The sequence below is a fragment of the Paracoccus sp. (in: a-proteobacteria) genome, from assembly GCF_030538755.1.
GTDB lineage: Bacteria > Pseudomonadota > Alphaproteobacteria > Rhodobacterales > Rhodobacteraceae > Paracoccus.
Genome location: NZ_JAUNTJ010000030.1, coordinates 1 through 22,828 on the forward strand (window position 1 = coordinate 1; position 22,828 = coordinate 22,828).

Here is a 22,828-nt window from a genome sequence, read left to right on the forward strand (position 1 = left end):
AACGCCGCCAGAAACCCCACAAGCCCTTAAGTTAGCGCGTATGGGGCAAGCCCCCACCCTTCTTCGGCAGGCAGGTGTCATCAATAATCGGAAAGGCCTCCTCGTCACCAGCCTGTCGGCCTCGGCCGGAAGCGCTGCCTCCAGCGGCGCGCTGTCCCGGATCATGGCTGACCGCCCCATCCCATGCCGCCATCGGCTGCACGCTCTTGCGGTCGCCCGGGCCGATCAGACCCGCGACATGGGCCGGACATATCCGCCCTCGCGTCTTGTGCCCGAGCGCCGCAACAAACGGTGCCGGCCAGCCTTCCAGATCGTCACGCCAGGTTCCCTCAATGCCGGCTCCCTGTGAAACACCCCAAACTGCTCCAATGAATCAGGAGATTACCCCATCAGCAGAAACCTGACAAAGGAACGATAGAAATTCGTCAAGCCCAAACGTGATCTCTCATCCGGACTGCATAAAAACCAATGATAATCACCTCTGGCTCGTCATCATCCGAACGGATTGGGTCCAGACAACCTCGGTCGGTTATTGACAGAATACCTCATTATAATATTTGAAACTGGGCTTGGCTTTGCCGAATGAGCGGCGCACACAAGCAGAAATTGCCGTTTTTCGACGCCATCACCCGGATACAATCGAGGCAACGGTGCGTAGGGCGACTTCTGGTCTCTCTGCCAAAAGAGCTTCGCCCGGTTGCGACGTCCGGCAATATCTGGATCCGGGGGGGCAAAATAAACTTTCAGGATGGCGCACGGCTGAAAAATGTAATCTCGGATCGTGCGCGCGCAGTTGAGGCCGGAACCGTTGAAATTGACGGCACGCCCGTCAGAATGCTGGGCACTGACACACAAGACGGGCAAACGATCCTGACCTATACGCAGGATTTTTCAGAGCTGAAATCGCGCAGCCCGATGATACTGCCGTCGATCTCGGCATCGCGCAGGGCAAGGAACAGCTCCTTCGCGCCCGAGGGCAGGTTCAGCGCGTTTTCCTCATCGTCGCGGATGACGAACAGCCCGCCCAGACCGTGCCACGCCTGCCGCGCCGTCGCGCCATGGGGATGCGGGTGATACCAGCTTAGCCCCGCGCGCTGCGTGACTGGAAAGCAGACCTCTTGCGTGGCGCCGGGCGGGACGGGGAATTGCGGCTGGCCATCGGCCTCGGGCGGGGCAAGCAACCCGTGCCAGTGAAAGATGGTTTCCTCATCCAGCGTATTGGCGACGCGCAGGCGGACCTCTTGCCCCTTACGGGCCGAGATCATCGGGCCGGGGCAAAGCCCGTTATAGCCATAACCGCCGCTGAACCCCTGTGCGAAGGGCAAGCCAGCCTTGCCCGCGCGCAGCATCTGTGCGGGGTCCAGCAGCGCGGGCTGTGGCAGGGCGGGCCTTACCGCCGCCTGCGCCATGCCCCGCATCGCGAATCCGCCCGCCGCAAGGCCAAGCGCCGCGATGATCTGCCGTCTGTTCAGCCCCGCCATGGCTCAGCGCGATTGCGCGAACAGCCAGTCACGGATGCCGGGGATGGTATAGGCATAGACCCAAGTGTTCACATGGCCCGCGCCGGGGTTGTCGCTGCCGCCTTCGGGCAGGACGCTGCCGGGGGTGAAGGTGGTAAAGACCACATTGCTGTCGGCGGCCTCCGCGCGGATCGCGTCCACGGCCGCCGCCATATCCTCGGGCGTGGCTTTGGCGTCCAGCGTGCCGCGGGTGACGGTGGCACCGTTGGCGGCGAGTTCCTCGACGATGGCCGTCATGCCGGGGAAGGCTTTGGCGTCGTCCTCGGATACCAGCCCCCAGAAATTCACCCCCGCCATCGGCGCGACCACCGCCGGATCCCATTGCCCCGCCACGCAGAAGGTGCCGCCGAACAGATCAGGATGGGCCGCGTTCAGCGCGATGCTGGTCATGCAGCCGCCCGACTGGCCGGTGGCATAGATGCGGTCGCGGTCCACCGGATAATCCGCCGCGATGGCCTCGATCAGCCGCGCAGTGAGTTCGACATAATCCGAGGTCTGGCTGGCGTCATTGGTCAGCGGCACCGGATATTGCGGGGCCAGAACAAAGGCCGGGTGGCGGGCCTGATCCTTGGCGCTGGCAAAGGCTACCGCGCCCAGACCCTGTTGCAGCGTCCGGCGCGGGTTGGTGCCGGTCACGCCCGCGTCATGCATGAACAGAACCAGCGGCAGCGGGCCGGAAATATCCTGCGGGATGAACAGGTTGTAATCGAGCAGCAAGCCGGTTTCGGGATCGGTAAAGCGGAACTGGCGGAACTCATCGACGATCAGGTTGATCAGATGGGTGTTGATGACGCCGCTCTCGGGGGTATCCAACGTGCCGCCCGCTGCGGTGGCGACGGGGGCGGTCTGCTGGACGATCAGCTCGGGCGCATTATCCACGCCGGGGGCGAAAATCACCCCGGCCTCTTCCTCGGGGTCCAGCGTCAGGACGACAAAGCGGCCATCCGTGGCGGGGGCGTCGATCTCGGGGCGGTCCGTCACGCGGGCCGCAAGGATGGTGCGGCCATCGACGGCGAATTGCCCGGCCTCAATCTGATCGGCGGCCAGAGGCTCGTTATATTCGACAATCGCGGCGGTCACATTCTGGCTGCGGCCAAAGACCTGCGTGACAGCCGTAACCGAAGGGATGGTTTCCGTCGCAAAGACCGAGCGGTTCACGGCAGGGCCGCCCTGTTGCGCCACGGCAGGCAGGCCGAGGCAAGAGAGCGTGAGGGCAAGGGGGATCAGGCGGGACATGGGGAACTCCGGTTTATTCGGGCAGGGTTACAGTGACCGAGGCATTATCGGCGCCACGGCGGATCACCGGAAGCTGGCCATCGGGCAAAAAGCCCTCGGCCAGCCAGGGCTGCACCGACCACTCAGAGGCGAAACGGTCGTAAGCGATGGAAAAGCCAAAATTTTCACCGGGGGCCAGCGGATGCGCGGCCTCGGCCAGCAGCGTGATTTTGGCATGGCCCGCCGCCATATCGGCCTCAGCCGGGCGGCTCACCCCGGTCAGGGTCAGCGCCTGCGGGGCATCGTTCAGGGTCAGGCGGGTGGCCGCCAGAACCTGCGCGGCAAGCGCCTGCATCTCGGCTTCGGAAAGGGCGCCATCGCCGTCAAGATCCAGCGCGGCAAAGATCGCTGCCCCCTCGCGGTCCGAAGGAATGATGCTGATCTCGGCCCGGATGCCCTCGGGGCCAAGGGTCAGGCTGACCTGCTGTTCGGTATAGTGATGCGGATGGGCGACAGCCGCACCGGCCAGCATCGCAAAGGCAAGGGCAAGGCGCATCATTCCGCAAGCCACGCGCGGCCGTAATCGTTCGATGGGTCGCGATACATATTATGCGCGTGGTCGTCGGAACTGCCGCCATCCTCGGGCGAATATTCGATGACCAAAGCCGGCCCGGTGATCCGGTAATAGGCCGTGCCGGGCTTGTCCTGCGGACCCCACCAGCCGAACCATGTGTCGTCCAGCCCGGCCTGCACCTCGGCCATCTTGGCCGCCGCGTCATCATCGTTGAACATGCCGATCCGCTGCCCGATCAGGTCAAGCAGCAGCCCGCGCTGATCCTCGGTCAGGTCGGTGGCGCGGATGCCCTCGGGCGGCAGGGTCACATTATCCTGCCCCGGTCCCAGCAGCAGCGTGATTTTCTGATCCGAGCGCACGGCCTGCGCGCGCTGATCCTCGGACAGGCTGTTCAGCAGCGCCTGCGCGGCGGTGACTTCGGCCTCGGTGATAAAGACCGGCGCGCCGTCATAGGTGATATGCAGCGGCTCGCCCCCGGTCAGCATCGGCGAAAAGGAAATATCGGGGCCGAACACCGTGGCGTTGATCGCAAGATGGTGACCGCCGAATTGCAGCACCCAAGGTGCGTCGGTTGCAGGCTCGCCCAGGAAGGACACGAAATAATACTGCCCGCCGAATTGCGGGAAATCGCGGCCGGTATTGGCCTCATCATCGGCGCGAAGCTGCCAGCGGATGTTCTGAAAACCATCCTCGCTCATGAGTTCGGCCAGCAGAGCATCCAGCGCGGCAAGCTGCGCCTCGGTCATATCGCCGCGCATGACGCCCTTGCGATCGACAGTCGGGTGCGGAAAGTTCGACCAGTTGGCCCGCTGCGTGTTGTCATCCAGCGCGAACATCGCCGCCTGCCGTTGTTCAGGCGTCAGCGTGTCAAGAAATGCCCGCGCGGCGGTGACAATCGCGGTGGTTTTTTCATCAGCGGCGGGGGGGGGGTGAACGCGGGTTTCAGTGCCATCTCGATAGGCGGATTGACGCGGTTGCCACCACCTCCTCCGCCTCCGCGCCGGGGGCCGTCCTGCGCGAAAGCGGCCGAGGCCAAAAGCATTGCGGCGGCGCAGGTCATCAGCTTGGGGCGCATGGGATCATCCGTAGAAGGTTATTGCGGCGGGTATTTCCCGAGCGATTAACTTGGCTTTAGCCTCACCGAAAGAGCGCCCGCCCCAAATCGGCAGCATTTTGCGCAAATACCTGTCCTGACCCGCGCTGCCAGCCCCGTCACCAGCCGATAGCGCGGTCCAGATGGGTATAGCCGCCATCGGGAAACAGCCATTGCCCGGTGGTATGGCTGGCCCGGTCCGACAGCAGAAAGGCGCAGGTGTCGGCAATCTCGCGGGCGGTGGTCATGCGGTTTTCCAGCGGGATGCGGCGGGTGATCGCGGTCTCGGCCCCCGCCGGATCGGGCTGGCGGTCCAGCCAGCGGCGGTAAAGCGGGGTCATCACCTCGGCCACGACGATGGCATTGACGCGCACCCCGTCGGGCAGGAACTCGACCGCCCATTCCCGCGTCAGCCCCAGTTGCGCCGCCTTGGCCGCGACATAGGCCGAGGTGCCGCCCTGCCCGGTCAGCGCGGTTTTCGAGCTGATATTGACGATGGCCCCCTTGGTCGCGCGCAGATCATCGGCCAGCAGCGACACCAGCGTATAATAATGCACAAGGTTCTGGTTCAGGCTGGCGCGAAAGGCATCCGGCCCCGCATCCAGCCCCACGCCGTCATTCGCCCCGGCATTGTTGACCAGACCATGAATCGGCCCGCCCGCCCGCGCCTGATCGACAGCGGCGCGGCATTGCGCATCGTCGGACAGTTCGGCCTGCACAAATTCGGCCCCGACCCGCGCCAGCCAACCGGGGTCGGGCGGGCGGCGGGCAAAGATCACCGGGCGCGCGCCTTCTTCGGCCAGAACCCCGGTGATCGCCTGCCCGATGCCCGAAGCGCCGCCGGTGACAATGATCCGCCGCCCCGTCAGATGCAGATCCATCACGCCCCCCGGAAACGGTATTGGTCCAGCGATTCCGGGCGCATCTGAATGGAAAAGCCGGGCATCGAGGGCGGCATATAGGCGGCGTTCTCGATCCGGCAGGGATCGAGGAAATGTTCATGCAGGTGATCGACATATTCGATCACCCGGCCCTCGCGCGTGGCGGCGATGCAAAGATAGTCGATCATCGACATATGCTGAACATATTCGCAAAGCCCCACCCCTCCGGCATGAGGGCAGACCTTCAGCCCGTGTTTCGCAGCCATCAGCATCACCGCCAGCACCTCGTTCAGCCCGCCCATGCGGCAGGCGTCGATCTGAACGATGTCGATGGCGCCCTCCATGATGAATTGCTTGAACATGATGCGGTTCTGGCACATCTCGCCGGTGGCGACCTGAACCGGGGCGACGCCCGCGCGGATGCGGCGGTGGCCGGCGATGTCGTCGGGGCTGGTCGGTTCCTCGATGAACCACGGGTTGACGAAGGACAGGCGGCGCACCCAGTCGATCGCCTGATCGACCTCCCAGACCTGATTGGCGTCGATCATCAGCCTGACATCAGGCCCGACCTCGTCGCGGGCGATGGTCAGGCGGCGGATGTCGTCGGCCAGATCGCGGCCGACCTTCATCTTGATATAGCGGAACCCGGCATCCACCGCCTCGCGGCACAAGCGGCGCAGCTTGGCGTCGTCATAGCCCAGCCAACCGGCGCTGGTCGTATAGCAGGGATAGCCCTCGGCCCGCAGGGTCTCAATCCGCGCCGCCTTGCCCTCGGCCTGCGCGGTCAGAAATTCCAGCGCCCATTCCGGGGTGATGCAATCGGTCAGATAGCGAAAGTCGATGCAGCGGACCAGTTCCTCGGGGGTCATATCCGCGACCAGTTGCCAGACCGGCTTGCCCTCGACCTTGGCCCACAGATCCCATGCCGCATTGACCACCGCGCCGGTGGCCAGATGGATCGCACCCTTGTCCGGCCCGATCCAGCGCAACTGGCTGTCGCCGGTGATATGACGCCAGAACCGCCCCATATCGGCGGCGATCCAGTCAAGGTCGCGCCCCACCAGCAGCGGCCGCAGCGCCTCAATGGCGGCCACGCAGATTTCATTGCCGCGCCCGATGGTGAAGGTCAGCCCGTGGCCCTCGTGCGGGCCATCGGTTTCCAGCACCACATAGGCCGCCGAATAGTCCGGGTCGGGGTTCATCGCGTCCGAGCCATCAAGGTGCTGGCTGGTGGGAAAGCGCACATCCACCGTGCGCAGGCCGGTGATTCTGGTCATGCCTGCACGACCTTCTGGCGCTGCTCGCCCAGACCTTCGATGCCCAGCCGCATGACCTCGCCGCCCTTCAGATAGACCGGCGGCTTCTGCCCCAGCCCCACCCCCGGCGGCGTCCCGGTCGAGATCACATCGCCCGGCTGCAAGGACAAAAAGCGCGAGAGATAGGCGATGATTTCGGCCACCTTGAAGATCATCGTCGAGGTCTGGCCGTTCTGATAACGCTTGCCGTCCACCTCAAGCCACATATGCAGGTTGTTCACATCGGCGATTTCGTCGGGCGTGACCAGCCATGGGCCGATCGGGCCGTGGGTGTCATGCCCCTTGCCCTTGTCCCAGGTGCCACCCCGCTCGATCTGCCATTCGCGTTCCGAGATGTCATTGACGACGCAATAGCCCGCCACATGCGACAGCGCGTCGGCCTCGTCGATATAGCGGCCGCCCTTGCCGATGATGACGCCCAGTTCGACCTCCCAATCGGTCTTGAGCGAGCCGCGGGGGATTTCCACATCGTCATCCGGCCCGCTGATCGCGCTGGTCCATTTGTTGAACACCACCGGCTCGGCCGGGATGTCCAGACCGCTTTCGGCGGCATGGTCGGCATAGTTCAGCCCGATGCAGATGAACTTGCCCACCCGCCCGACGCAGGGACCGATGCGCGGATCGCCCGAAACCAGCGGCAGACCGGCGGGGTCCAGCGCCGCCAGCCTTGCCAGACCGTCAGGGGTCAGCGCCGCGCCGGCGATGTCATCGACATGCGCCGACAGATCGCGAATACCGCCGTCAGCATCCAGAAGGCCGGGTTTTTCCTGCCCCTTCGGGCCATAGCGTAACAGTTTCATCGCATCCTCATCCTTGATAGAGCCGAAGGGTAAGACCCCGGCGGGGGTGTCAGCGGTCTTGCGCCCGCCCGTCGCGGCGCGTCAGGGCGAATGCCAGAACGCGCCGCCGATATTGTGCCAGATCGTCGCCACGGCTGCGGGCAGCGCCGCTGCCGGGCCGAAATTGGCATTCGCCAGTGCCGCCGCCAGACCGGCATTCTGCATCCCGACCTCGACCGAGATCGCGCGGCGTTCCGGCCCGGCCAGACCGGCGGCGCAGGCCGCCAGCCAGCCCAGAGCAAAGCCGCGCCATTATGCAGCACCACGGCCACGAAAACCGCGAACGCCACGCCAAGCACCACCTGCCCGGTCCGCGCCATGATACCGGCGATCAGCACGGCCAGAACGACCATCGCCAGCCACGGCACCACCGGCAGAATCCGCGCCGCCATACCCAGAAGCAGCGGCGTCATCAGCGGCGGGATCAGCAGCGGCTCAAGCCCCATGGCAAGGGCGATCAGCAGCCCGGTCAGGGGCATGACCAGAAACTGCGCGGCACAGCCGATCAGAACCGCCCATGGCATGGCGGCGACCTGCGCCAGATCCGGCGGCGTCAGGATCAGCCCCATCAGGAACATCACCACCCCCAGCAGCGTGATGACCCATGGATTCAACGGCATGGCCAGATCCGAAAAGAAGGTGCCGAACAGCTCCGCCGCCAGAATCGCCACCGGAAACAGGGCGACGGCAAGGCGGCCGGAGCGGATCTCGTCAGGGGGTGCGCTCAAAGCGGCTGTCCTTTGTCAGATACACCAAGGGCGCGGGCCGTGCGGCATGGCCCGCGCCGTCACGGATCGCTTAATCGTAAAGCACGGCGGCGATTTCGGGGGCGTCGATATTGCCCGCGTCATACCAGTAAAAGCCGGTGTCGATGATCTCGGGCAGGGTTTCGCCATTGGCGGCGGCAAGGGCGGCCTTGACGGTTTCATAGCCGATGCCGACCGGGTTCTGGGTGATCGCGCCCGCCATCAGCCCGTCGCGGATCGCATCGGTCTGCGCCTTGCCCGAATCGAAACCGACGATCACGACCGAAGACCCCATCTCGCGCACGCCATTCACGACCCCGATGGCCGAGCCTTCATTGGTGCCGAAAATGCCCTTGATGTCGGGGTTGGTGGCCAGAATCGCCTTGGTGATCTCGGTCGATTTCAGATGGTCGCCATCGCCATATTCGACCGCCACCACCTCGATATCCGGGAAATCCGCCTTCAGCGCGTCAAGGAAACCGTCGCGCCGGTCGATGCCGGTCAGCGAGGTCTGGCTGTGGCCGACGACCGCGACCTTGCCCGCGCCGCCGATCAACTCGCCCATCCTGGCGGCGGCCAGCGCGGCGGCGGCCTTGTTATCGGTCGAGGCGGTGGCGATGGGAATGTCGCTTTCGACCCCGGAATCGAAGGCGATGACGGGGATCCCCTCGTCCTGCGCGCGCCGCAGCAGCGGAATCACCGCCTGACTGTCCAGCGCGGCGATGCCGATGGCGGCGGGCTTGTTGGTCAGCGCGGCGGCCAGCATGTCGATCTGCTTATCGACCTGCGTTTCATTATCCGGCCCGTCAAAGCTGACCCTGACGCCAAATTCGGCCCCGGCCTGATCGGCCCCTTGCTTGACCGCCTGCCAGAACTGGTGCTGGAACCCTTTCGAGACCAGCGGAATATAAACCTCCTGCGCAAAGGCCCCGCCCGCACTGACCAAGAACGAAAGCGCGGCGGCCGCACCCATCAATTTGCGTCTGGTGAACATGATTTTCCTCCCTGATGTTCACGGTTTATGGGTCCGGGGTTCTCCTCCTCCCGGATTTCATGTGGCGCCGCGGCGCCTCATCTGATCTGCATAGACGGCCACGATGATGATCGCGCCGGTCACGACGGTTTGCCATTCCGGGGCCACCTGCAACACGCGCAGCCCGTTGGTCAGCACCGCCATGATCAGCGCGCCGATCACCGTGCCAAGGATCGTGCCGCGCCCGCCCGACAGCGAGGTGCCGCCGATCACCACGGCGGCGATGGCCTCCAACTCGTAACCCAGCCCCAGCGCCGGTTGCGCCGAGTTCAGCCGGCTGGAGATCAGCAGCCCCGCGATGCCACAGATCCCGCCCGCCAGCGCATAGATGGCGATCTTCCAGCGGTCGGTGTTGACGCCCGACAGCCGCACGGCCTCTTCGTTCGAGCCAAGCGCAAAGGTATAGCGGCCCAGAACCGTCCGCCCCAATATCCAGGCGGTCACGGCGGCGACGGCGAACAGCACCAGCACCCCGTTGGGCAGGGGAAATTGCGGCAGAACCACCCTGACCAGCGAGCCGGTGGAAATATCGCTGTAGCCCGGCGTATCGTTGAAATAGATCGGCCGGGTGCCGGTGACGATCAGCGACAGGCCCTTCAGCACCAGCATCATCCCCAGCGTGGCGATGAAGGGCGGTATCCGGGCCTTGGCGACCAGCGTGCCGGAAATCAGCCCGCAGGCGACCCCGGTGCCGATGGCGGTCGCCACCCCCAGCACAAGCGGCGCGCCGAACCATGTCAGCACCACGCCCGTCATCACCGCGCAAAAGGTCATCATCGTCCCGATCGACAGGTCGATGCCGCCGGTGATGATAATCAGCGTCACCCCCACTGCCAGCACGCCATTGACCGAAGTCGCTTGCAGGATCGACAGGATATTGTCGATCTGAAAAAAGCGCGGGCTGGCGATGGAAAAGCCGATGATCAGAACGATCAGGCTGGCAAAGGCCAGCAGTTTCTGATGTGCCCCGCCTGCGCGCAAAAGCGCCGCCAGACCGGCCGGTTGAGCGTTCGCCGTGGTCATGCCGCCACTCCTTCGCGTTTTGTCGCCAGTTCCATGATCTGATGCTGATCCGCCCCGCCCGGCAGGATGCCGGTCAGGCGGCCCTCGCACATCACCGCGATGCGATGGGCCAGACGCAGCACCTCGGGCAGTTCGCTTGATATGACGATGATCGCCTTGCCCTGCGCCGCAAGCGCGTTCAGCAGCCGGTAGATCTCGGCCTTTGCGCCCACGTCGATGCCGCGCGTGGGTTCGTCAAAGATCAGGATGTCGCAATCGCGCAGCAGCCATTTGGCGATGACCACCTTTTGCTGATTGCCGCCGGACAGAAGCCGCACTTCCTGCCGGTCGCCGGGGGTGCGGATGCGCAGCCGGCCGATGTAATCGCGGGCGACACGGCCAAGCGCGGTTTCGTCGATATTGCCCAGCATGCTGGTAAAGCGCGGCAGGCTGGCCATGGCGATATTGGCCCGCACATCCATGGTCAGGGCCAGCCCGTAATGCTTGCGATCCTCGGACAGATAGCCGATGCCCGCGGCCACCGCATCCGAGGGCCGGCGCAGCGCCACCGGGCGGTCATGCACCAGAATCTGCCCCCGGTCGCATGGCTCGGCCCCGAAGATGGCGCGGGCCAGCTCGGTCCGGCCCGCGCCCATCAGCCCGGCAAAACCAAGGATCTCGCCTTTCTTCAGGCTGAACGAGATGTCGCGCAATTCCTGCCCGCGCCACAGGTTGCGGACCTCCAGCGCGGTTTCGGCACCCGACAGATCGGGGATCGTCACGGCTTCGTCGCTTAACTCGCGCCCCACCATCATGGCGATGATCTGCGACATCGGCGTTTCGGCGGCGGGCACGGTATCGACCAGCGCGCCGTCGCGCATCACCGTCACCCGGTCCGAAATGCGCCGGATTTCGTCCATCTTGTGACTGATATAGATGATGCCCACGCCCTCGGCTTTCAGGGTCGCGATGATGCGAAACAGCTCGTCGATCTCGGCATCGTTCAGCGCGGCGGTGGGTTCGTCCATGATCAGCACGCGCGAGCGGTAGGACAGCGCCTTGGCGATCTCGACCATCTGCTGGCGGGCGATGGTCAGCCCGCCCAGCGGCAGGCGCGGGTCGATGTTCAGGTTCAGCCGCGACAGGATGGCGGCGGCATCGGCATTCAGCCGGGTCTCGTCGATGCGGCCGAAGGACAGGCGCGGCTCGCGCCCGATCCAGATGTTCTGGCCCACGCTCAGATCGCGCATCAGCGCCAGTTCCTGATGGATGATGCCGATCCCCAAAGCCTGCGCCGCCGCCGGGTCGGGCAGGGAAACCTGCGCGCCGTCGATCAGAATCCGGCCCGCATCGGGCTGGTAGACGCCCGACAGCACCTTCATCAGCGTCGACTTTCCGGCGCCGTTTTCACCCATCAGGGCGTGAACCTCTCCCGCGCGCAGATCGAAGCCGACCGATTTCAGCGCATGGACACCGGGGAAATGTTTGTCGATAGCCTCCATCCTGACAAGCTCGGTCATGCTGTCACCCCGTAAAAGCGGGCGGCATTGCCGCCAAGGATGCCGCCGCGCTCGGTCCCGGACAGGTCGGCCAGCAGCGCATCGGTCAGCCCGGCCCATTGCGCAAAGGGCGCGGCCAGCGTCAGCACCGGCCAGTCGCTGCCCCAGATCAGGCGTTCCGGGCCGAACCAGCCCAGCAGGCGATCAAAGACCGCGCGCAGATGCGGCAGCGGATCGGCCAGCGCATCGCGCGGCAATTCGGTCAGCAGGCCCGAGACCTTGCAAAAGATGCGGCTGTCGGCGGCCAGCGCCCGCATCCCGGCCTGCCACTCGGCATCCGCCGGGTCTTGCGGCTTGGCGGCATGGTCGATGACGATGGCCAGCGCCGGGTTTTGCGCCGCGAACCGCGCCAGCACCGGCAGATGCCGCCCCGTCACCAGCGCGTCAAAGCACAGCCCGTTGTCGGCCAGCGCCGTCAGCGCATCCCGCCGGGGCGCACTCAGCAGCCAGTCGGTCGCGGCAATATCCTGCAACATCGGGCGAATCCCGCGAAAGACCGGGTTTTGCGCCCGGTCGCGGATCGTCGCGGCGGCACCGGCATCGGCCAGATCGACCCAGCCCACGACCGCCGCAATCCGCCGGTCGCGGGCGGCCTGCGCCAGCAGCCAATCCGTTTCCGCCACGCTCGGCGCGGCCTGCACCGCGATCACCCTGCCCTTGCCCGGATAATCCGCAGGCAGAAAGTCGCGGCGCAGGGGGGCCAGCGGCCCGCCCTCACCGGCCAGCCAGCCGTAATCGCCGCGATCCAGCCGCCAGAAATGGCAATGAGCATCCAGCATTTCGTGCGACCCCTCCCCCGGCTGCATCGAATATGTCGTTCAGGTTCAGATCGTGACGCCGCCATCCACCAGAATCGCCTGCCCCGAGACAAAGCGGCTTTCATCCGACAGCAGGTAAAGAACCATCGGCGTGATGTCCTCGGCCAGGGCCAGACGGCCCATCGGCTGACGCGCGATGAAATCCTTCTCGGCCTGCACCGGGTCGGCGGCGGCGGCGATCCGGTCGCGCAGGCTGGGCGTGTCCACCGTGCCGGGGCAGATCGCATTGCAGCGGATGCCCTGTTTCACGAAATCGGCGGCAATGGCCTTGGTCAGCCCGATCACCGCCGCCTTGGTCGCGCCATAGGCGGTGCGGTTCGGAAAGCCTTTCACCGAAGACGCCATCGAGGCCATATTCAGGATCGAGGCGGTGCCGGTCGCGCGCGCGCGCTCCAGCATCCCCGGCAGAACCGCGCGGGTCAGCCGCATCATCGCGGTGACATTCAGCGCAAGGCTGCGGTCCCAATCCTCATCCGTCAGATCCAGCAGCGTGCCGTTGGCAACCATCCCGGCGCAGTTGAACAGCCCGTCCAGCGCGCCCACGCGCCCGGCGATGTCCTGCACGGCGGCGGGGTCGGTGACATCCAGAACGCTGGTCTCGATCCCGTCCGGCCCCATCCCGTCCAGCCCCTGCAACAGATCGGCCCGCAGGTCGGTGGCGATGACCCTTGCCCCTTCGGCGGCCAGCGCGACGGCACTGGCGCGGCCCATGCCCTGCCCGGCGGCCGTGACCAGCACGGTTTTCCCCCTCAGTCGCATCAGACCCTCCCCAGCCTTGCTTGTCCTGATATGAATATGGTATTCAAATATGAACCAATCGCGCAAGCATTTTCTTGCGCGGCCCGGACACCAGAAAGGACCGGCATGGAAGACCGCGACCCTGAAGCCGCCGCCGACCGCTATCGCGCGCCCGCGCTGGATAAGGGGCTGGATATTCTTGAGGTTCTGGCCGATCAGGCGCGGGGCCTGACGCGGGCAGAGATCGTCAAGGAACTGGGCTTAAGCGCCTCGCAGATCTATCGGATGCTGGAACGGCTGGTCGCGCGCGGCTATGTCAGCCGGGACGAGGGCGGCGACCGCTATGCGCTGACGATGAAGCTGTTCCAACTGTCCACCCGCCACCCGCCGCTGCGCCGTCTGGTGGCGCAGGCGCAGCCCCTGATGGATGAATTTGCCCGCAATATCCGGCAATCCTGTCATCTGGTGGTGCCCGATCAGGGGGTGGGCAATATCGCCGCGCAGGCCAGCCCCAATGGCCATTGGGAGTTTCGCGCCCGAATCGGCGGCATCCTCGATCTGTTCGGCACCGGGTCCGGCCTGACGATTCTGGCCTTTCAGAACCCCGACCGGGTGGCCGAGACGCTGGGCGTCTGGGGGGTGGCCGACGCGCCCGCCCGGCTGGCCCGCGTCGCCCGCCATCTGGCCGAAATCCGCGACCGGGGCGCCCGGATCGAGCCATCGGGCCATCTGGTCGGCGTCACCGACATCAGCGTGCCGGTGCTTGACCACCGGGGCGAGGCCATCGCCGCGCTGACCTGCGCCTATATCGAGCATCCGGCCGATTCCGGCGCCGACAGCCGCGCCAATGCGCTGGCGGAACTGACGGCGGTGGCGCGGCGGCTGTAGTTTCATCAGAGAGGAGGGGGGATATGCTGAAAGGAATTGATCCGCTGATCGGGCCGGATCTGCTGCGGGTGCTGGCGCGGATGGGCCATGGCGATGAAATCGTTCTGGCGGATGCGAATTTCCCCGCGGCCTCGATCGCCCGCCAGACGGTCGAGACGCAGGAATTGCGCATCGACTGCGACGCCATCCGCGCCCTGCACGCGGTCCTGTCGCTGCTGCCGCTGGACAGCTATCTGCCCGATCCGGTGCTGACGATGCAGGTGGTCGGCGATCCGGCGCAGGTGCCCGCCGTGGTGGCCGAAGCCGCCCCTCTGCTGGCCGCCGAGGGCGTCACCCCCACCGCGCTGGAGCGTTTCGCCTTTTACGACCGCGCCACCCGCGCCTTCGCCGTGCTGCGCACCGCCGAGACCCGCGCCTATGGCAATTTCATCCTGCGCAAAGGCGTGATTGATAACCCAAAGACGAAGGCCTTCGTCTCATAATCCTGAGCCGCTGCACCCCCGGCAGAGTTCAGAACCAAATGCGCCGGTCAGGACCGCGCGGTCAATCAAGCACAACCGCGCATCCCTCGCCGCGCGGGTCATGCGCGGCGAGGGATGCGGTGATGTCGATCACCCCGGCACAGCCGCAAATCGGAGACAGCTCAGGCAATTCCGTGATCTGATGCCCAATCTGACGCAGATGACGGATGGTCCCGGCGCCCAGCGAGACCTCTAGCTTCAGGATGTCGCGGCTGTCCGAGAAGGTCTTGCCCAGCAGGAACCTCGGCTGTGCCAGCGCCTGCTCTGGGGTCAGATCATCGTCGATCAGCCCGGTCAACAGCCGCGCGAGGGTCTGCGGTTGTCCATCTGCGCCTTGCGTGCCGTAAAGCAGATGCGGCTGGCCGTCTTTCAGCGCGATACCGGGATTGAGCGTGTAAAACGGCCGCTTGCCGGGCGCGATCCGGTTCGGATCGTTCGACTGCACCGAAAAGGCCGCACCACGATTGTGCCACAAAATGCCGGTGTCACCCGCCACCACCCCACTGCCCCAGTCGAAATAGGTGCTTTGCAGGGCGCTGACGCATCGCCCCTGCCCGTCGCAGACCGCGTAAAACACTGTATCGCCATGGCGATAGCAGTGCGGCCAGTCCAGCGACCGGCCGGGATCGATGGCGCGGGCTTTGGCTTCCAGCCTGACGGGATCCAGAAGAGCGGCAGGGTCCATGGCCGGGGGATCGGCAATCAGGGGGCGGTCCAGAAAGGCTTGCTTGACGGCTTCGACCAACAAATGCAGGCGCTCGGCGGGCGTGTCCGCCGGGGCAAGCCGGTCCAGAACCGCCATGATGGCAAGGGTCGAGGCGCCTTGCGTCGGCGGCGGCGGTGCCAGCAGTTCAATGCCGCGATAGCTGGCACGAAGCGGGGTTTCAAACCGGCAGCGGGTTTGGGCGAGATCTTCGGCGCTTAACTGGATGCCTGCCTGCGCCAGGCCCTGAGCGATACGCTGCGCGGCGCGGCCCTTATAAAAGCTGCGCAACCCGTCCTGAGCCAACAGGGCGATGATCTCGGCCAGTTCGGGTTGCCGCAGGGGGCCGTCGCTGCCGCGATGCCCGAAGATCCGCGCAAAGCCGGGCCAGTGCGGCCATTCGCTGGCGCGGAAATCCAGCCAGAAATCCTGCGAGGGGCCGGGGGTATAACCATCCCGCGCCAGCCGCAGCGCCGGAGCCAGCAGATCGGCGGGGTCCATATTACTGCCCCAAAAACGCAGCGCCTGATTCCAGGTGTCTGCCACGCAGGCCGTGGTCAGCGCCGCGCCCGGACCGCGCAGCGAAATCGGGTCCGAGAGCATCGGCAAGTGCTGCGGGGCCTGACCGATGCCCATCAGCGCGACCTGCCGCCCTTCGCGATCCGCCAGCAACCAGACCGCATCGCCGCCCAACCCGCAGAAATGCGGCATGACCACTGTCAGCACCGTGCCGATGGCGACAGCGGCCTCGGTAGCATTGCCGCCTCGACGCAGCACCTCGGCCCCGGCAGCACTGGCCAGCGGATGCGGCGTGGTTACGATGGGCTGCATGAGAGGTCTTCAAGCAGGGCGCGCATGGCCTTGGCGGCCTCGGCAATCGGCTGGATCAGCGGCAGGGGCGATTGCGGAGCCAGCCGGATCGCGGCCTGACCCAAAGGGCCGCCGCCGATGATGGCACAGGCCGCACCGGCCCTGGCCGCCTGCGCAATCCCCTCCAGCAGCGCGGCATCCAGCGCCTTGGGGTCCAGCATCAGTGCGTCCGGGTCGCCTTCGGTCAGGAAACAGCCGCAATAACGCCCCGCGCCCGCATGGGCCTGCATCAGCCGGTCAATGCGCCGCGCCAGCAGCGGGGTCGTCGTCACCACCGCGAAAGCCCGCCCCGCAGCCGATCCCACAGCCGATCCCGCAACAGATCCTGCCGCCGCCCGTGCCGCCGCTGCGCCGATCCCGATCACCGGGCATTGCAGGCGATGGGCCAGCGCCCCGGCCCCCGGATCGCCAAAGGCAGCAACGATCACCCCGCGGCAGGTAGCCGGCGGGTCCAGCGCGGCAATCTGCGCGGCGGCAATCTCCAGCGCCTCCGGAGTCGAGATCAGCGACGGCCCGGCGGGGGCGGTCCAGCCCTGAACCCCCGGCGCATATTGCGCGGCGATCTGGCACATGACCCTGGTCGTCGCCGCATTGCTATTCGGATTTGCCAGAAGAATCATATCCCGCCGCCTGATTTCCGCCAGTCGCGGCCAAACCGGAGGCGCTGTCCAGCCAACTCTGCGCAATCTCCACCATTTCGGCGATTTGCCCCATTCCGCAGCAGGTTTCCCGGAAGCTGCCCGTGAAACACCCCTTGCAGAAAAGCCTCCGGTTTTTTGCCCTCAATCCGATGCGCGGCGCCGCAATCCGGGCAATCTTGCACTTGCACAGTCAACCGGAGAGAAGTCTTGTTCCAGCTAAGAAAATCCCTTGCCATTCTGGCCCTGAGCGTTTCCGCGCTGGTCGCCAATATCGCTGCCGCGCAAGGGGTGCTGCGAGTCGGGATGACGGCGGCCGATATTCCGCTGACCACCGGCCAGACCGATCAGGGCGGCGAGGGGCTGCGCTTCATGGGCTATACCGTTTATGACGCGCTGATTAACTGGGATCTGTCCAGCGCCGATCAGCCCTCGACCCTGACGCCGGGTCTGGCGGTGGAATGGGCCGTCGATCCCGAGGATCAGACGAAATGGACTTTCAAGCTGCGCGAGGGCGTGACCTTTCATGACGGCAGCCCGCTAACGGCAGAGACCGTCGTCTGGAACCTCGACAAGCTGCTGGATGAAAACGCCGAGCAATACGACCCCCGGCAGGCCGCGCAGGGCAAATCGCGGATTCCGACAGTGGCGCAATATCGGGCGATTGACGATATGACGCTGGAGATCGTGACCCATGAACCCGATGCGACCCTGCCCTATCAGCTTGCGTGGATCATGATCTCGTCCCAGGCCAATTGGGAGGCGCAGGGCAAGGATTGGGAACGGGTCGCGGCACATCCCTCGGGGACCGGGCCGTGGCGGCTGGAAACCTTCGTCCCGCGCGAGCGGGCCGAGCTGGTCCCCAATACCGGTTACTGGGACGCGGACCGGGTGCCGCAGCTTGACCGCATGGTGCTGATCCCGCTGCCTGAGCCGAATGCGCGCTCGGCCGCGCTGCTTTCGGGTCAAGTAGACTGGATCGAGGCCCCCGCGCCCGACACCATCCCGGCGATGACCGGAAACGGGTTCACGATTTCCTCGAACGCCTATCCGCATAACTGGACATGGCACCTGTCGCGGCTGGACGATTCGCCGTGGAACGACCTGCGGGTGCGCAAGGCTGCGAACCTTGCCATCGACCGCGAGGGGATGAAGGCGCTTCTGAGTGGCCTGATGATCCCGGCCGAAGGCTTCATGACCCCCGGTTCGCAATGGTTCGGCAACCCCGAGTTTAAGATCACCCATGATCTGGAGGCCGCGCAGGCGCTGATGCGCGAAGCCGGTTTCGGGCCAGATAACCGGCTGCGGGTCAAGGCACTGATCTCGCCCTCGGGGTCGGGGCAGATGCTGCCCTTGCCGATGAACGAATATATCCAGCAAAACCTTGCCGCCGCGTGGATCGACGTGGAATTCATGGTGGTCGAGTGGAACCAGATGATCAACCTGTGGCGCGCGGGCGCCGCCGATCCGGCGGTCGAGGGGTCGCAGTCGATCAACTTCACCTATTTCATTCAGGATCCGTTCACCGGGTTCATCCGCCATATGGATTGCGATCTGGTGGCCCCGAATGGCACCAACTGGGGCCATTACTGCGACGAGGAAATGCAGGGTCTGTTCCGGCAGGTCAAGACCAGCTTCGACGCCGGCGAACAGGATGAGGTCATGCGCCGCATCCATGAAAAAGTCGTGGATGAGGCGCTGTTCCTGATGGTCACGCATGATGTGGCACCCCGCGCCATGTCGCCGCGCGTCAAGGGCTATGTGCAGGCGCAGAACTGGTATCAGGACTTTTCGCCCATCACCATGGACTGATCCGAACCTGACCGCCGCCAGATCCTTGGCGGCGGCAACGCCAGGCGGAATATCATGCTCAGCTATTTTCTTCGTCGTCTGATCCTGCTGCTGCCGGTCGCTTTTGGGGTCTCGGTCGTCTGCTTCATGCTGGTGCAGATCGCACCGGGAGACCCGCTGACCGCCATCATGCCGGTCGATGCGACCGCCGAACAGCAGGCCGCCATGCGCGCAGCCTATGGCTTGGACAAACCGGTGCCGGTGCAATATCTGATCTGGGTCAGCAATCTGGCGCAAGGCGATATGGGGCGCTCGATCGCCTCGGGGCGGCCGGTCGCGGATGAGGTGCTCGGCGCGGTCCAGAACTCGCTTCTGCTGGCGCTTGCGGCGGCGGTCATCGCCTTTCCCATTGGTATTTTCCTTGGTTTTCTGGCCGGGTATTTCCGCGACACATGGCTGGACCGGGCCATTACCGCGCTGTCGATTGCCGGGGTATCGGTGCCGAATTACTGGCTGGGCATCGTGCTGGTGATTATCTTCTCGGTCAATCTGGGGTGGCTGCCCTCGATGGGCGCAGGGCCGGGAGGCTCACGCGACTGGGTCTGGAATTGGGCACATCTGCGCCATCTAATCCTGCCCGCCGTGACGCTGGCGGTGGTGCCCATCGGCATCGTTGCGCGCACGGTGCGGGCGCTGGCCGGCGACATCCTGTCGATGGATTTTGTGCAGGCGCTTTACGCCAAGGGCATGAGCCGCACCGATGTGCTGCGCCATGTCGCCAGGAACGCCGCCACGACCGCGCTGTCGGTGATGGGGCTGCAACTGGGCTATCTGCTGGGCGGCTCGATCCTGATCGAGACGGTGTTCAACTGGCCCGGCTCGGGGTTTTTGCTGTCCAACGCGATTTTCCAGCGCGATCTGCCGCTGCTGCAGGGGACCATCCTCGTGCTGGCGATGTTCTTCGTCGCCATGAACCTGATCGTCGATGTGGCGCAGGCCGCCATCGACCCCCGCATCAAAAGGAACTGAGCCATGGCGGATGTCGATATGCTGACGCTTGCCAAACCGGCGCGGCGCAAGGGCTATTGGTCGGGCGTGTTGTCGCGGCTACTCCGCGATCCGGTGACAATGGCCTGCCTTGCGGTGCTGCTGGCGCTGATCCTCGCAGCGGTTTTCGCGCCATGGCTGGGCCTTGCCGACCCCTATCAGGGCAGCATGATGGACAGGCTGAAGCCCATCGGCAGCCCCGGCTATCCGCTGGGTGCGGATGAGCAGGGCCGCGACATGCTGGCCCGGCTGATCTACGGCGGCCGGCTGACCCTGTTCATCGGGCTGATGCCGGTGGTCTTCGCCTTTTTCATCGGCGGCGCCCTTGGCATCATCGCGGGCTATGCCGGAGGGCTGACCAACACCATCATCATGCGGGTGGTGGATGTGTTCTTTGCCTTCCCCTCGGTGCTGCTGGCGATTGCCATCTCGGGCGCTTTGGGGGCCGGGATCGTGAACAGCCTCGTGTCGCTGACCATCGTGTTCATTCCGCCGATCACCCGCGTGGCCGAGGCCGTCACCTCGGGCGTCCGGGCGCTGGATTATGTCGATGCGGCGCGGGCCTCGGGGGCGAATGCGCTGGTGGTGATCCGGGCGCATGTGATCGGCAATGTACTGTCGCCGATCTTCGTCTATGCGACCTCGCTCACCTCGGTTTGCATGATCCTTGCGGCCGGGCTGTCCTTTCTGGGTATCGGCGTGCGCCCGCCCGAGCCGGAATGGGGGCTGATGCTGAACACGCTGCGCTCGGCCATCTATGTGAATCCGTGGCTGGCGGCGCTGCCCGGTGTGATGATCTTTATGACCTCGCTTTGCCTGAACCTGCTGAGCGACGGGTTGAGGAGTGCGATGAATGTCCGTGACTGAGCCGACCCCGCGCGGCAGCCAGCCGCTGCTGAGCCTGCGCGATGCGCGCAAGTATTTCCCCATTCGCGGCGGGATCCTTGGCCGCACGCAGGCCCATGTGCAGGCCGTCGATGGGGTCAGTTTCGACATCGCGCCGGGCGAGACTTTGGGCATCGTCGGCGAATCCGGCTGCGGCAAATCCACCACCGCCAGATTGCTGATCGGCCTGACCGATATGGATGAGGGCCAGATCCTGCTGGACGGCAAATTGCTGGGCCGCGATCTGAGCCTGCGCGATCTGCGCCGCGACGTGCAGATGGTGTTTCAGGACAGCTATGCCTCGCTGAACCCGCGCATGACGATTGGCGACAGCGTGGCCTTCGGGGCGCGGGTGCAGGGGCTTGACGACCCGCATGGCCGCGCCCGCAACCTGCTGGAGCGCGTTGGTCTGGACCCTGACCGCTTCGCCGGGCGCTATCCGCATGAACTGTCGGGCGGCCAGCGCCAGCGCGTCAATATCGCCCGTGCGCTGGCCATGTCGCCGCGGGTGGTGGTGCTGGACGAGGCGGTCTCGGCGCTGGATAAATCGGTCGAGGCACAGGTGCTGAACCTGCTGACCGATCTGCGGCGGGAATATGGGTTGACCTATATCTTCATCAGCCACGATCTGAATGTGGTGCGCTATATCTCGGACCGGATTCTGGTGATGTATCTGGGCGAGGTGGTCGAGGTCGGCAATGTCGATCTGATCTGGTCGGAACCGGCGCATCCCTACACGCGGTCGCTGTTTTCCGCGATGCCCTCGATGGACCCCGACAACCGCACGCAAAAGCCGCCCCTTGCAGGCGATCCGCCCAATCCGATCAACCCGCCGCCAGGCTGCCGTTTCCACACCCGCTGCCCGTTCTCGCGCCCGGTCTGCAAAGAGAAGAAGCCCTCGCTTTCGGCTCTGAACGGGCAATCGGGGCATCTGACCGCCTGCCATCTTTACGACCCGCATTCGGGCCATTCGCTTGCCAAACAAGAGGCCGCAGCATGAGCGCCGACCTGCTGGAAATCAACAATCTGAACATCCGTTTCAAGGGCGGGCGCACGGTTCACGCCATCAACGATCTGTCGCTGAACCTGAAACCCGGCGAGACGCTGGCCCTGCTGGGCGAAAGCGGCTCGGGCAAAAGCGTGACGCTGAAGACGCTGCTGCGGCTGCTGCCGCCCAAACGGACCGAGCAGGACGGCAGCATCCGCTTTGACGGCGCGGACATCATGGCGCTGTCGGGCAAGCGGCTGCAATCCTATCGCGGCGGCGATGTCTCGATGGTGTTTCAGGATCCCGGCCTGGCGCTGGACCCGGTTTATACCGTGGGCGCGCAGATCGCGGAATCGGTCATGCGCCACCAGAAGATCAGCCGCGAAGAGGCCATGTCCACGGCGCTGGATATGCTTTACCGGGTGCGCATCCCCTCGCCCGAGCGGCGCTTGCACAATTATCCGCACGAGCTGTCGGGCGGGATGCGCCAACGGGTGATGATCGCGCTGGCGCTGGCCTGCCGCCCCCGGCTGCTGCTGGCGGATGAGCCAACCACGGCGCTGGATGCAACGGTGCAGATTCAGGTTCTTCTGCTGCTGCGCGAATTGCAGAAGGAATTCGGCATGGCGGTGATTTTCGTCACCCATGACATCGGCGTCGCGGTCGAGGTATCGGAACGCATCGCCGTCATGTATGCGGGCCAGATCGTCGAGGAAGGCACCACCCATGAGGTGATCCGCGACCCCCGGCATCCCTATACACAGGGGCTGCTGGCGGCCAATCTGCATGATGTGGCTCGGGGTGAACGGCTGGTCTCGATCCCCGGAGCGCCGCCCGCGCTGGAAACCCGTCCGACAGCTTGTTCCTTCGCGCCGCGCTGCTCGCTGGCAATGGATGCCTGCCGCGCTGCGCTGCCGCCCACCCTGACCCCCGGCCCGCGCCGCCGGGTGGCCTGTTTGCGGGCGACAGGGGTGCGATAGGCTGCCAGGCTGCGCTTCCTGCCACGGCTTCTCTGAGCCTCCGCGCTGCGAATGGCCTGCTGACCGGGTTGATCCAGCGGCCAGATTGGCGCTGGAATGGCCCGGCATGGCAGCGCGCCCTATTTCACTGGCGCACCCCGCATGGCGGGTATGTTCGGCCACGAACAGGGCCTTACATATTGC

Annotated in this window: 24 protein-coding genes; 9 read left to right on the forward strand and 15 right to left on the reverse strand. The window is 65.3% G+C overall.

Annotated features, from left to right (window positions below):
• On the forward strand, positions 1-349 hold a 349-nt coding region (locus tag Q4G14_RS13920), incomplete at its 5' end, for a hypothetical protein (RefSeq protein ID WP_303362365.1).
• Between the two features lie 526 nt (positions 350-875).
• Here the strand turns inward: Q4G14_RS13920 and Q4G14_RS13925 are convergent.
• From Q4G14_RS13925 to Q4G14_RS13985, 13 genes are all read right to left on the reverse strand, one after another.
• On the reverse strand, positions 876-1,481 hold the full coding sequence (locus Q4G14_RS13925; RefSeq protein ID WP_303362366.1) for a multicopper oxidase family protein: 606 nt from the start codon (positions 1,479-1,481) through the stop codon (positions 876-878).
• A gap of 3 nt (positions 1,482-1,484) precedes the next feature.
• On the reverse strand, positions 1,485-2,756 hold the full coding sequence (locus Q4G14_RS13930) for a hypothetical protein (protein ID WP_303362367.1): 1,272 nt from the start codon (positions 2,754-2,756) through the stop codon (positions 1,485-1,487).
• A gap of 13 nt (positions 2,757-2,769) precedes the next feature.
• A complete protein-coding gene (locus tag Q4G14_RS13935; RefSeq protein WP_303362368.1) occupies positions 2,770-3,294 on the reverse strand; it encodes a DUF1007 family protein in 525 nt (174 codons plus the stop codon).
• A complete protein-coding gene (locus Q4G14_RS13940) occupies positions 3,291-4,364 on the reverse strand; it encodes a DUF3500 domain-containing protein (RefSeq protein ID WP_303362388.1) in 1,074 nt (357 codons plus the stop codon). The genes Q4G14_RS13935 and Q4G14_RS13940 overlap by 4 nt, the downstream gene beginning before the upstream one ends.
• Before the next feature lie 157 nt (positions 4,365-4,521).
• Entirely contained in the window at positions 4,522-5,283 is a 762-nt protein-coding gene (locus tag Q4G14_RS13945; RefSeq protein ID WP_303362369.1) for an SDR family oxidoreductase, read from the reverse strand.
• Positions 5,283-6,560, reverse strand: coding sequence for an L-fuconate dehydratase (locus Q4G14_RS13950; protein ID WP_303362370.1), 1,278 nt, complete (start codon positions 6,558-6,560; stop codon positions 5,283-5,285). The genes Q4G14_RS13945 and Q4G14_RS13950 overlap by 1 nt, the downstream gene beginning before the upstream one ends.
• Positions 6,557-7,399, reverse strand: coding sequence for an ureidoglycolate lyase (locus tag Q4G14_RS13955; protein ID WP_303362371.1), 843 nt, complete (start codon positions 7,397-7,399; stop codon positions 6,557-6,559). Before Q4G14_RS13955 ends, Q4G14_RS13950 begins: the two co-directional genes overlap by 4 nt.
• Complete coding sequence (locus tag Q4G14_RS13960; protein ID WP_303362372.1) at positions 7,396-8,166, reverse strand: hypothetical protein; 771 nt, start codon at positions 8,164-8,166, stop codon at positions 7,396-7,398. The genes Q4G14_RS13955 and Q4G14_RS13960 overlap by 4 nt, the downstream gene beginning before the upstream one ends.
• 70 nt (positions 8,167-8,236) lie before the next feature.
• Positions 8,237-9,178 (reverse strand): ABC transporter substrate-binding protein, encoded by a 942-nt coding sequence (locus Q4G14_RS13965; RefSeq protein WP_303362373.1) that lies wholly within the window; start codon positions 9,176-9,178, stop codon positions 8,237-8,239.
• A 57-nt stretch (positions 9,179-9,235) separates the two neighbouring features.
• Positions 9,236-10,240 (reverse strand): ABC transporter permease, encoded by a 1,005-nt coding sequence (locus Q4G14_RS13970; RefSeq protein WP_303362374.1) that lies wholly within the window; start codon positions 10,238-10,240, stop codon positions 9,236-9,238.
• Positions 10,237-11,739, reverse strand: coding sequence for a sugar ABC transporter ATP-binding protein (locus tag Q4G14_RS13975; RefSeq protein ID WP_303362375.1), 1,503 nt, complete (start codon positions 11,737-11,739; stop codon positions 10,237-10,239). The genes Q4G14_RS13970 and Q4G14_RS13975 overlap by 4 nt, the downstream gene beginning before the upstream one ends.
• Positions 11,736-12,557, reverse strand: coding sequence for an amidohydrolase (locus tag Q4G14_RS13980; RefSeq protein ID WP_303362376.1), 822 nt, complete (start codon positions 12,555-12,557; stop codon positions 11,736-11,738). The genes Q4G14_RS13975 and Q4G14_RS13980 overlap by 4 nt, the downstream gene beginning before the upstream one ends.
• A gap of 45 nt (positions 12,558-12,602) precedes the next feature.
• Complete coding sequence (locus Q4G14_RS13985) at positions 12,603-13,355, reverse strand: SDR family oxidoreductase (protein ID WP_303362377.1); 753 nt, start codon at positions 13,353-13,355, stop codon at positions 12,603-12,605.
• 105 nt (positions 13,356-13,460) lie between these two features.
• On the opposite strand from Q4G14_RS13985, the gene Q4G14_RS13990 reads away from it, so the two are divergent.
• The gene (locus Q4G14_RS13990) at positions 13,461-14,222 is read left to right on the forward strand and encodes an IclR family transcriptional regulator (RefSeq protein ID WP_303362378.1); all 762 of its coding nucleotides are present in this window, start codon (positions 13,461-13,463) and stop codon (positions 14,220-14,222) included.
• Positions 14,223-14,245: 23 nt separating this feature from the next.
• Positions 14,246-14,704: an RbsD/FucU family protein gene (locus Q4G14_RS13995; protein WP_303362379.1), complete on the forward strand. Its 459-nt coding sequence runs from the start codon at positions 14,246-14,248 to the stop codon at positions 14,702-14,704.
• A 61-nt stretch (positions 14,705-14,765) separates the two neighbouring features.
• Here Q4G14_RS13995 and Q4G14_RS14000 read toward each other — a convergent pair whose 3' ends face one another.
• The gene (locus tag Q4G14_RS14000) at positions 14,766-16,277 is read right to left on the reverse strand and encodes a gamma-glutamyltransferase family protein (RefSeq protein ID WP_303362380.1); all 1,512 of its coding nucleotides are present in this window, start codon (positions 16,275-16,277) and stop codon (positions 14,766-14,768) included.
• Positions 16,262-16,888, reverse strand: coding sequence for an aspartate/glutamate racemase family protein (locus Q4G14_RS14005; protein ID WP_303362381.1), 627 nt, complete (start codon positions 16,886-16,888; stop codon positions 16,262-16,264). The genes Q4G14_RS14000 and Q4G14_RS14005 overlap by 16 nt, the downstream gene beginning before the upstream one ends.
• Between Q4G14_RS14005 and Q4G14_RS14010 the strand changes: the two genes are divergently transcribed.
• The 6 genes from Q4G14_RS14010 to Q4G14_RS14035 are packed head-to-tail and all read left to right on the forward strand — an operon-like array spanning position 16,887 to position 22,645.
• Positions 16,887-17,177: a hypothetical protein gene (locus Q4G14_RS14010; RefSeq protein ID WP_303362382.1), complete on the forward strand. Its 291-nt coding sequence runs from the start codon at positions 16,887-16,889 to the stop codon at positions 17,175-17,177. The genes Q4G14_RS14005 and Q4G14_RS14010 overlap by 2 nt on opposite strands.
• Positions 17,165-18,766, forward strand: a complete 1,602-nt coding sequence (locus tag Q4G14_RS14015; RefSeq protein ID WP_303362383.1) for an ABC transporter substrate-binding protein — start codon at positions 17,165-17,167, stop codon at positions 18,764-18,766. The genes Q4G14_RS14010 and Q4G14_RS14015 overlap by 13 nt, the downstream gene beginning before the upstream one ends.
• Before the next feature lie 54 nt (positions 18,767-18,820).
• Positions 18,821-19,774, forward strand: coding sequence for an ABC transporter permease (locus Q4G14_RS14020; protein ID WP_303362384.1), 954 nt, complete (start codon positions 18,821-18,823; stop codon positions 19,772-19,774).
• Between the two features lie 3 nt (positions 19,775-19,777).
• The gene (locus tag Q4G14_RS14025) at positions 19,778-20,659 is read left to right on the forward strand and encodes an ABC transporter permease (RefSeq protein ID WP_303362385.1); all 882 of its coding nucleotides are present in this window, start codon (positions 19,778-19,780) and stop codon (positions 20,657-20,659) included.
• Complete coding sequence (locus Q4G14_RS14030) at positions 20,646-21,677, forward strand: ABC transporter ATP-binding protein (protein WP_303362386.1); 1,032 nt, start codon at positions 20,646-20,648, stop codon at positions 21,675-21,677. The genes Q4G14_RS14025 and Q4G14_RS14030 overlap by 14 nt, the downstream gene beginning before the upstream one ends.
• Entirely contained in the window at positions 21,674-22,645 is a 972-nt protein-coding gene (locus Q4G14_RS14035; RefSeq protein WP_303362387.1) for an ABC transporter ATP-binding protein, read from the forward strand. The genes Q4G14_RS14030 and Q4G14_RS14035 overlap by 4 nt, the downstream gene beginning before the upstream one ends.
• The last annotated feature ends 183 nt before the right edge of the window (positions 22,646-22,828 follow it).

Excerpts from the sequence above, each read along its gene's own strand:
- Q4G14_RS14005 (WP_303362381.1), bottom strand. The coding sequence starts at position 16,888 with ATGTGCCAGATCGCCGCGCAATATGCGCCGGGGGTTCAGGGCTGGACC.
- Q4G14_RS13930 (WP_303362367.1), bottom strand. The coding sequence starts at position 2,756 with ATGTCCCGCCTGATCCCCCTTGCCCTCACGCTCTCTTGCCTCGGCCTG.
- Q4G14_RS14025 (WP_303362385.1), top strand. The coding sequence starts at position 19,778 with ATGGCGGATGTCGATATGCTGACGCTTGCCAAACCGGCGCGGCGCAAG.
- Q4G14_RS13955 (WP_303362371.1), bottom strand. The coding sequence starts at position 7,399 with ATGAAACTGTTACGCTATGGCCCGAAGGGGCAGGAAAAACCCGGCCTT.
- Q4G14_RS14035 (WP_303362387.1), top strand. The coding sequence starts at position 21,674 with ATGAGCGCCGACCTGCTGGAAATCAACAATCTGAACATCCGTTTCAAG.
- Q4G14_RS14020 (WP_303362384.1), top strand. The coding sequence starts at position 18,821 with ATGCTCAGCTATTTTCTTCGTCGTCTGATCCTGCTGCTGCCGGTCGCT.
- Q4G14_RS14000 (WP_303362380.1), bottom strand. The coding sequence starts at position 16,277 with ATGCAGCCCATCGTAACCACGCCGCATCCGCTGGCCAGTGCTGCCGGG.
- Q4G14_RS14010 (WP_303362382.1), top strand. The coding sequence starts at position 16,887 with ATGACCCTGGTCGTCGCCGCATTGCTATTCGGATTTGCCAGAAGAATC.
- Q4G14_RS13950 (WP_303362370.1), bottom strand. The coding sequence starts at position 6,560 with ATGACCAGAATCACCGGCCTGCGCACGGTGGATGTGCGCTTTCCCACC.
- Q4G14_RS13925 (WP_303362366.1), bottom strand. The coding sequence starts at position 1,481 with ATGGCGGGGCTGAACAGACGGCAGATCATCGCGGCGCTTGGCCTTGCG.
- Q4G14_RS13975 (WP_303362375.1), bottom strand. The coding sequence starts at position 11,739 with ATGACCGAGCTTGTCAGGATGGAGGCTATCGACAAACATTTCCCCGGT.
- Q4G14_RS13945 (WP_303362369.1), bottom strand. The coding sequence starts at position 5,283 with ATGGATCTGCATCTGACGGGGCGGCGGATCATTGTCACCGGCGGCGCT.
- Q4G14_RS13965 (WP_303362373.1), bottom strand. The coding sequence starts at position 9,178 with ATGTTCACCAGACGCAAATTGATGGGTGCGGCCGCCGCGCTTTCGTTC.
- Q4G14_RS13970 (WP_303362374.1), bottom strand. The coding sequence starts at position 10,240 with ATGACCACGGCGAACGCTCAACCGGCCGGTCTGGCGGCGCTTTTGCGC.
- Q4G14_RS13990 (WP_303362378.1), top strand. The coding sequence starts at position 13,461 with ATGGAAGACCGCGACCCTGAAGCCGCCGCCGACCGCTATCGCGCGCCC.
- Q4G14_RS13935 (WP_303362368.1), bottom strand. The coding sequence starts at position 3,294 with ATGATGCGCCTTGCCCTTGCCTTTGCGATGCTGGCCGGTGCGGCTGTC.
- Q4G14_RS13980 (WP_303362376.1), bottom strand. The coding sequence starts at position 12,557 with ATGCTGGATGCTCATTGCCATTTCTGGCGGCTGGATCGCGGCGATTAC.
- Q4G14_RS13985 (WP_303362377.1), bottom strand. The coding sequence starts at position 13,355 with ATGCGACTGAGGGGGAAAACCGTGCTGGTCACGGCCGCCGGGCAGGGC.
- Q4G14_RS14030 (WP_303362386.1), top strand. The coding sequence starts at position 20,646 with ATGTCCGTGACTGAGCCGACCCCGCGCGGCAGCCAGCCGCTGCTGAGC.
- Q4G14_RS13995 (WP_303362379.1), top strand. The coding sequence starts at position 14,246 with ATGCTGAAAGGAATTGATCCGCTGATCGGGCCGGATCTGCTGCGGGTG.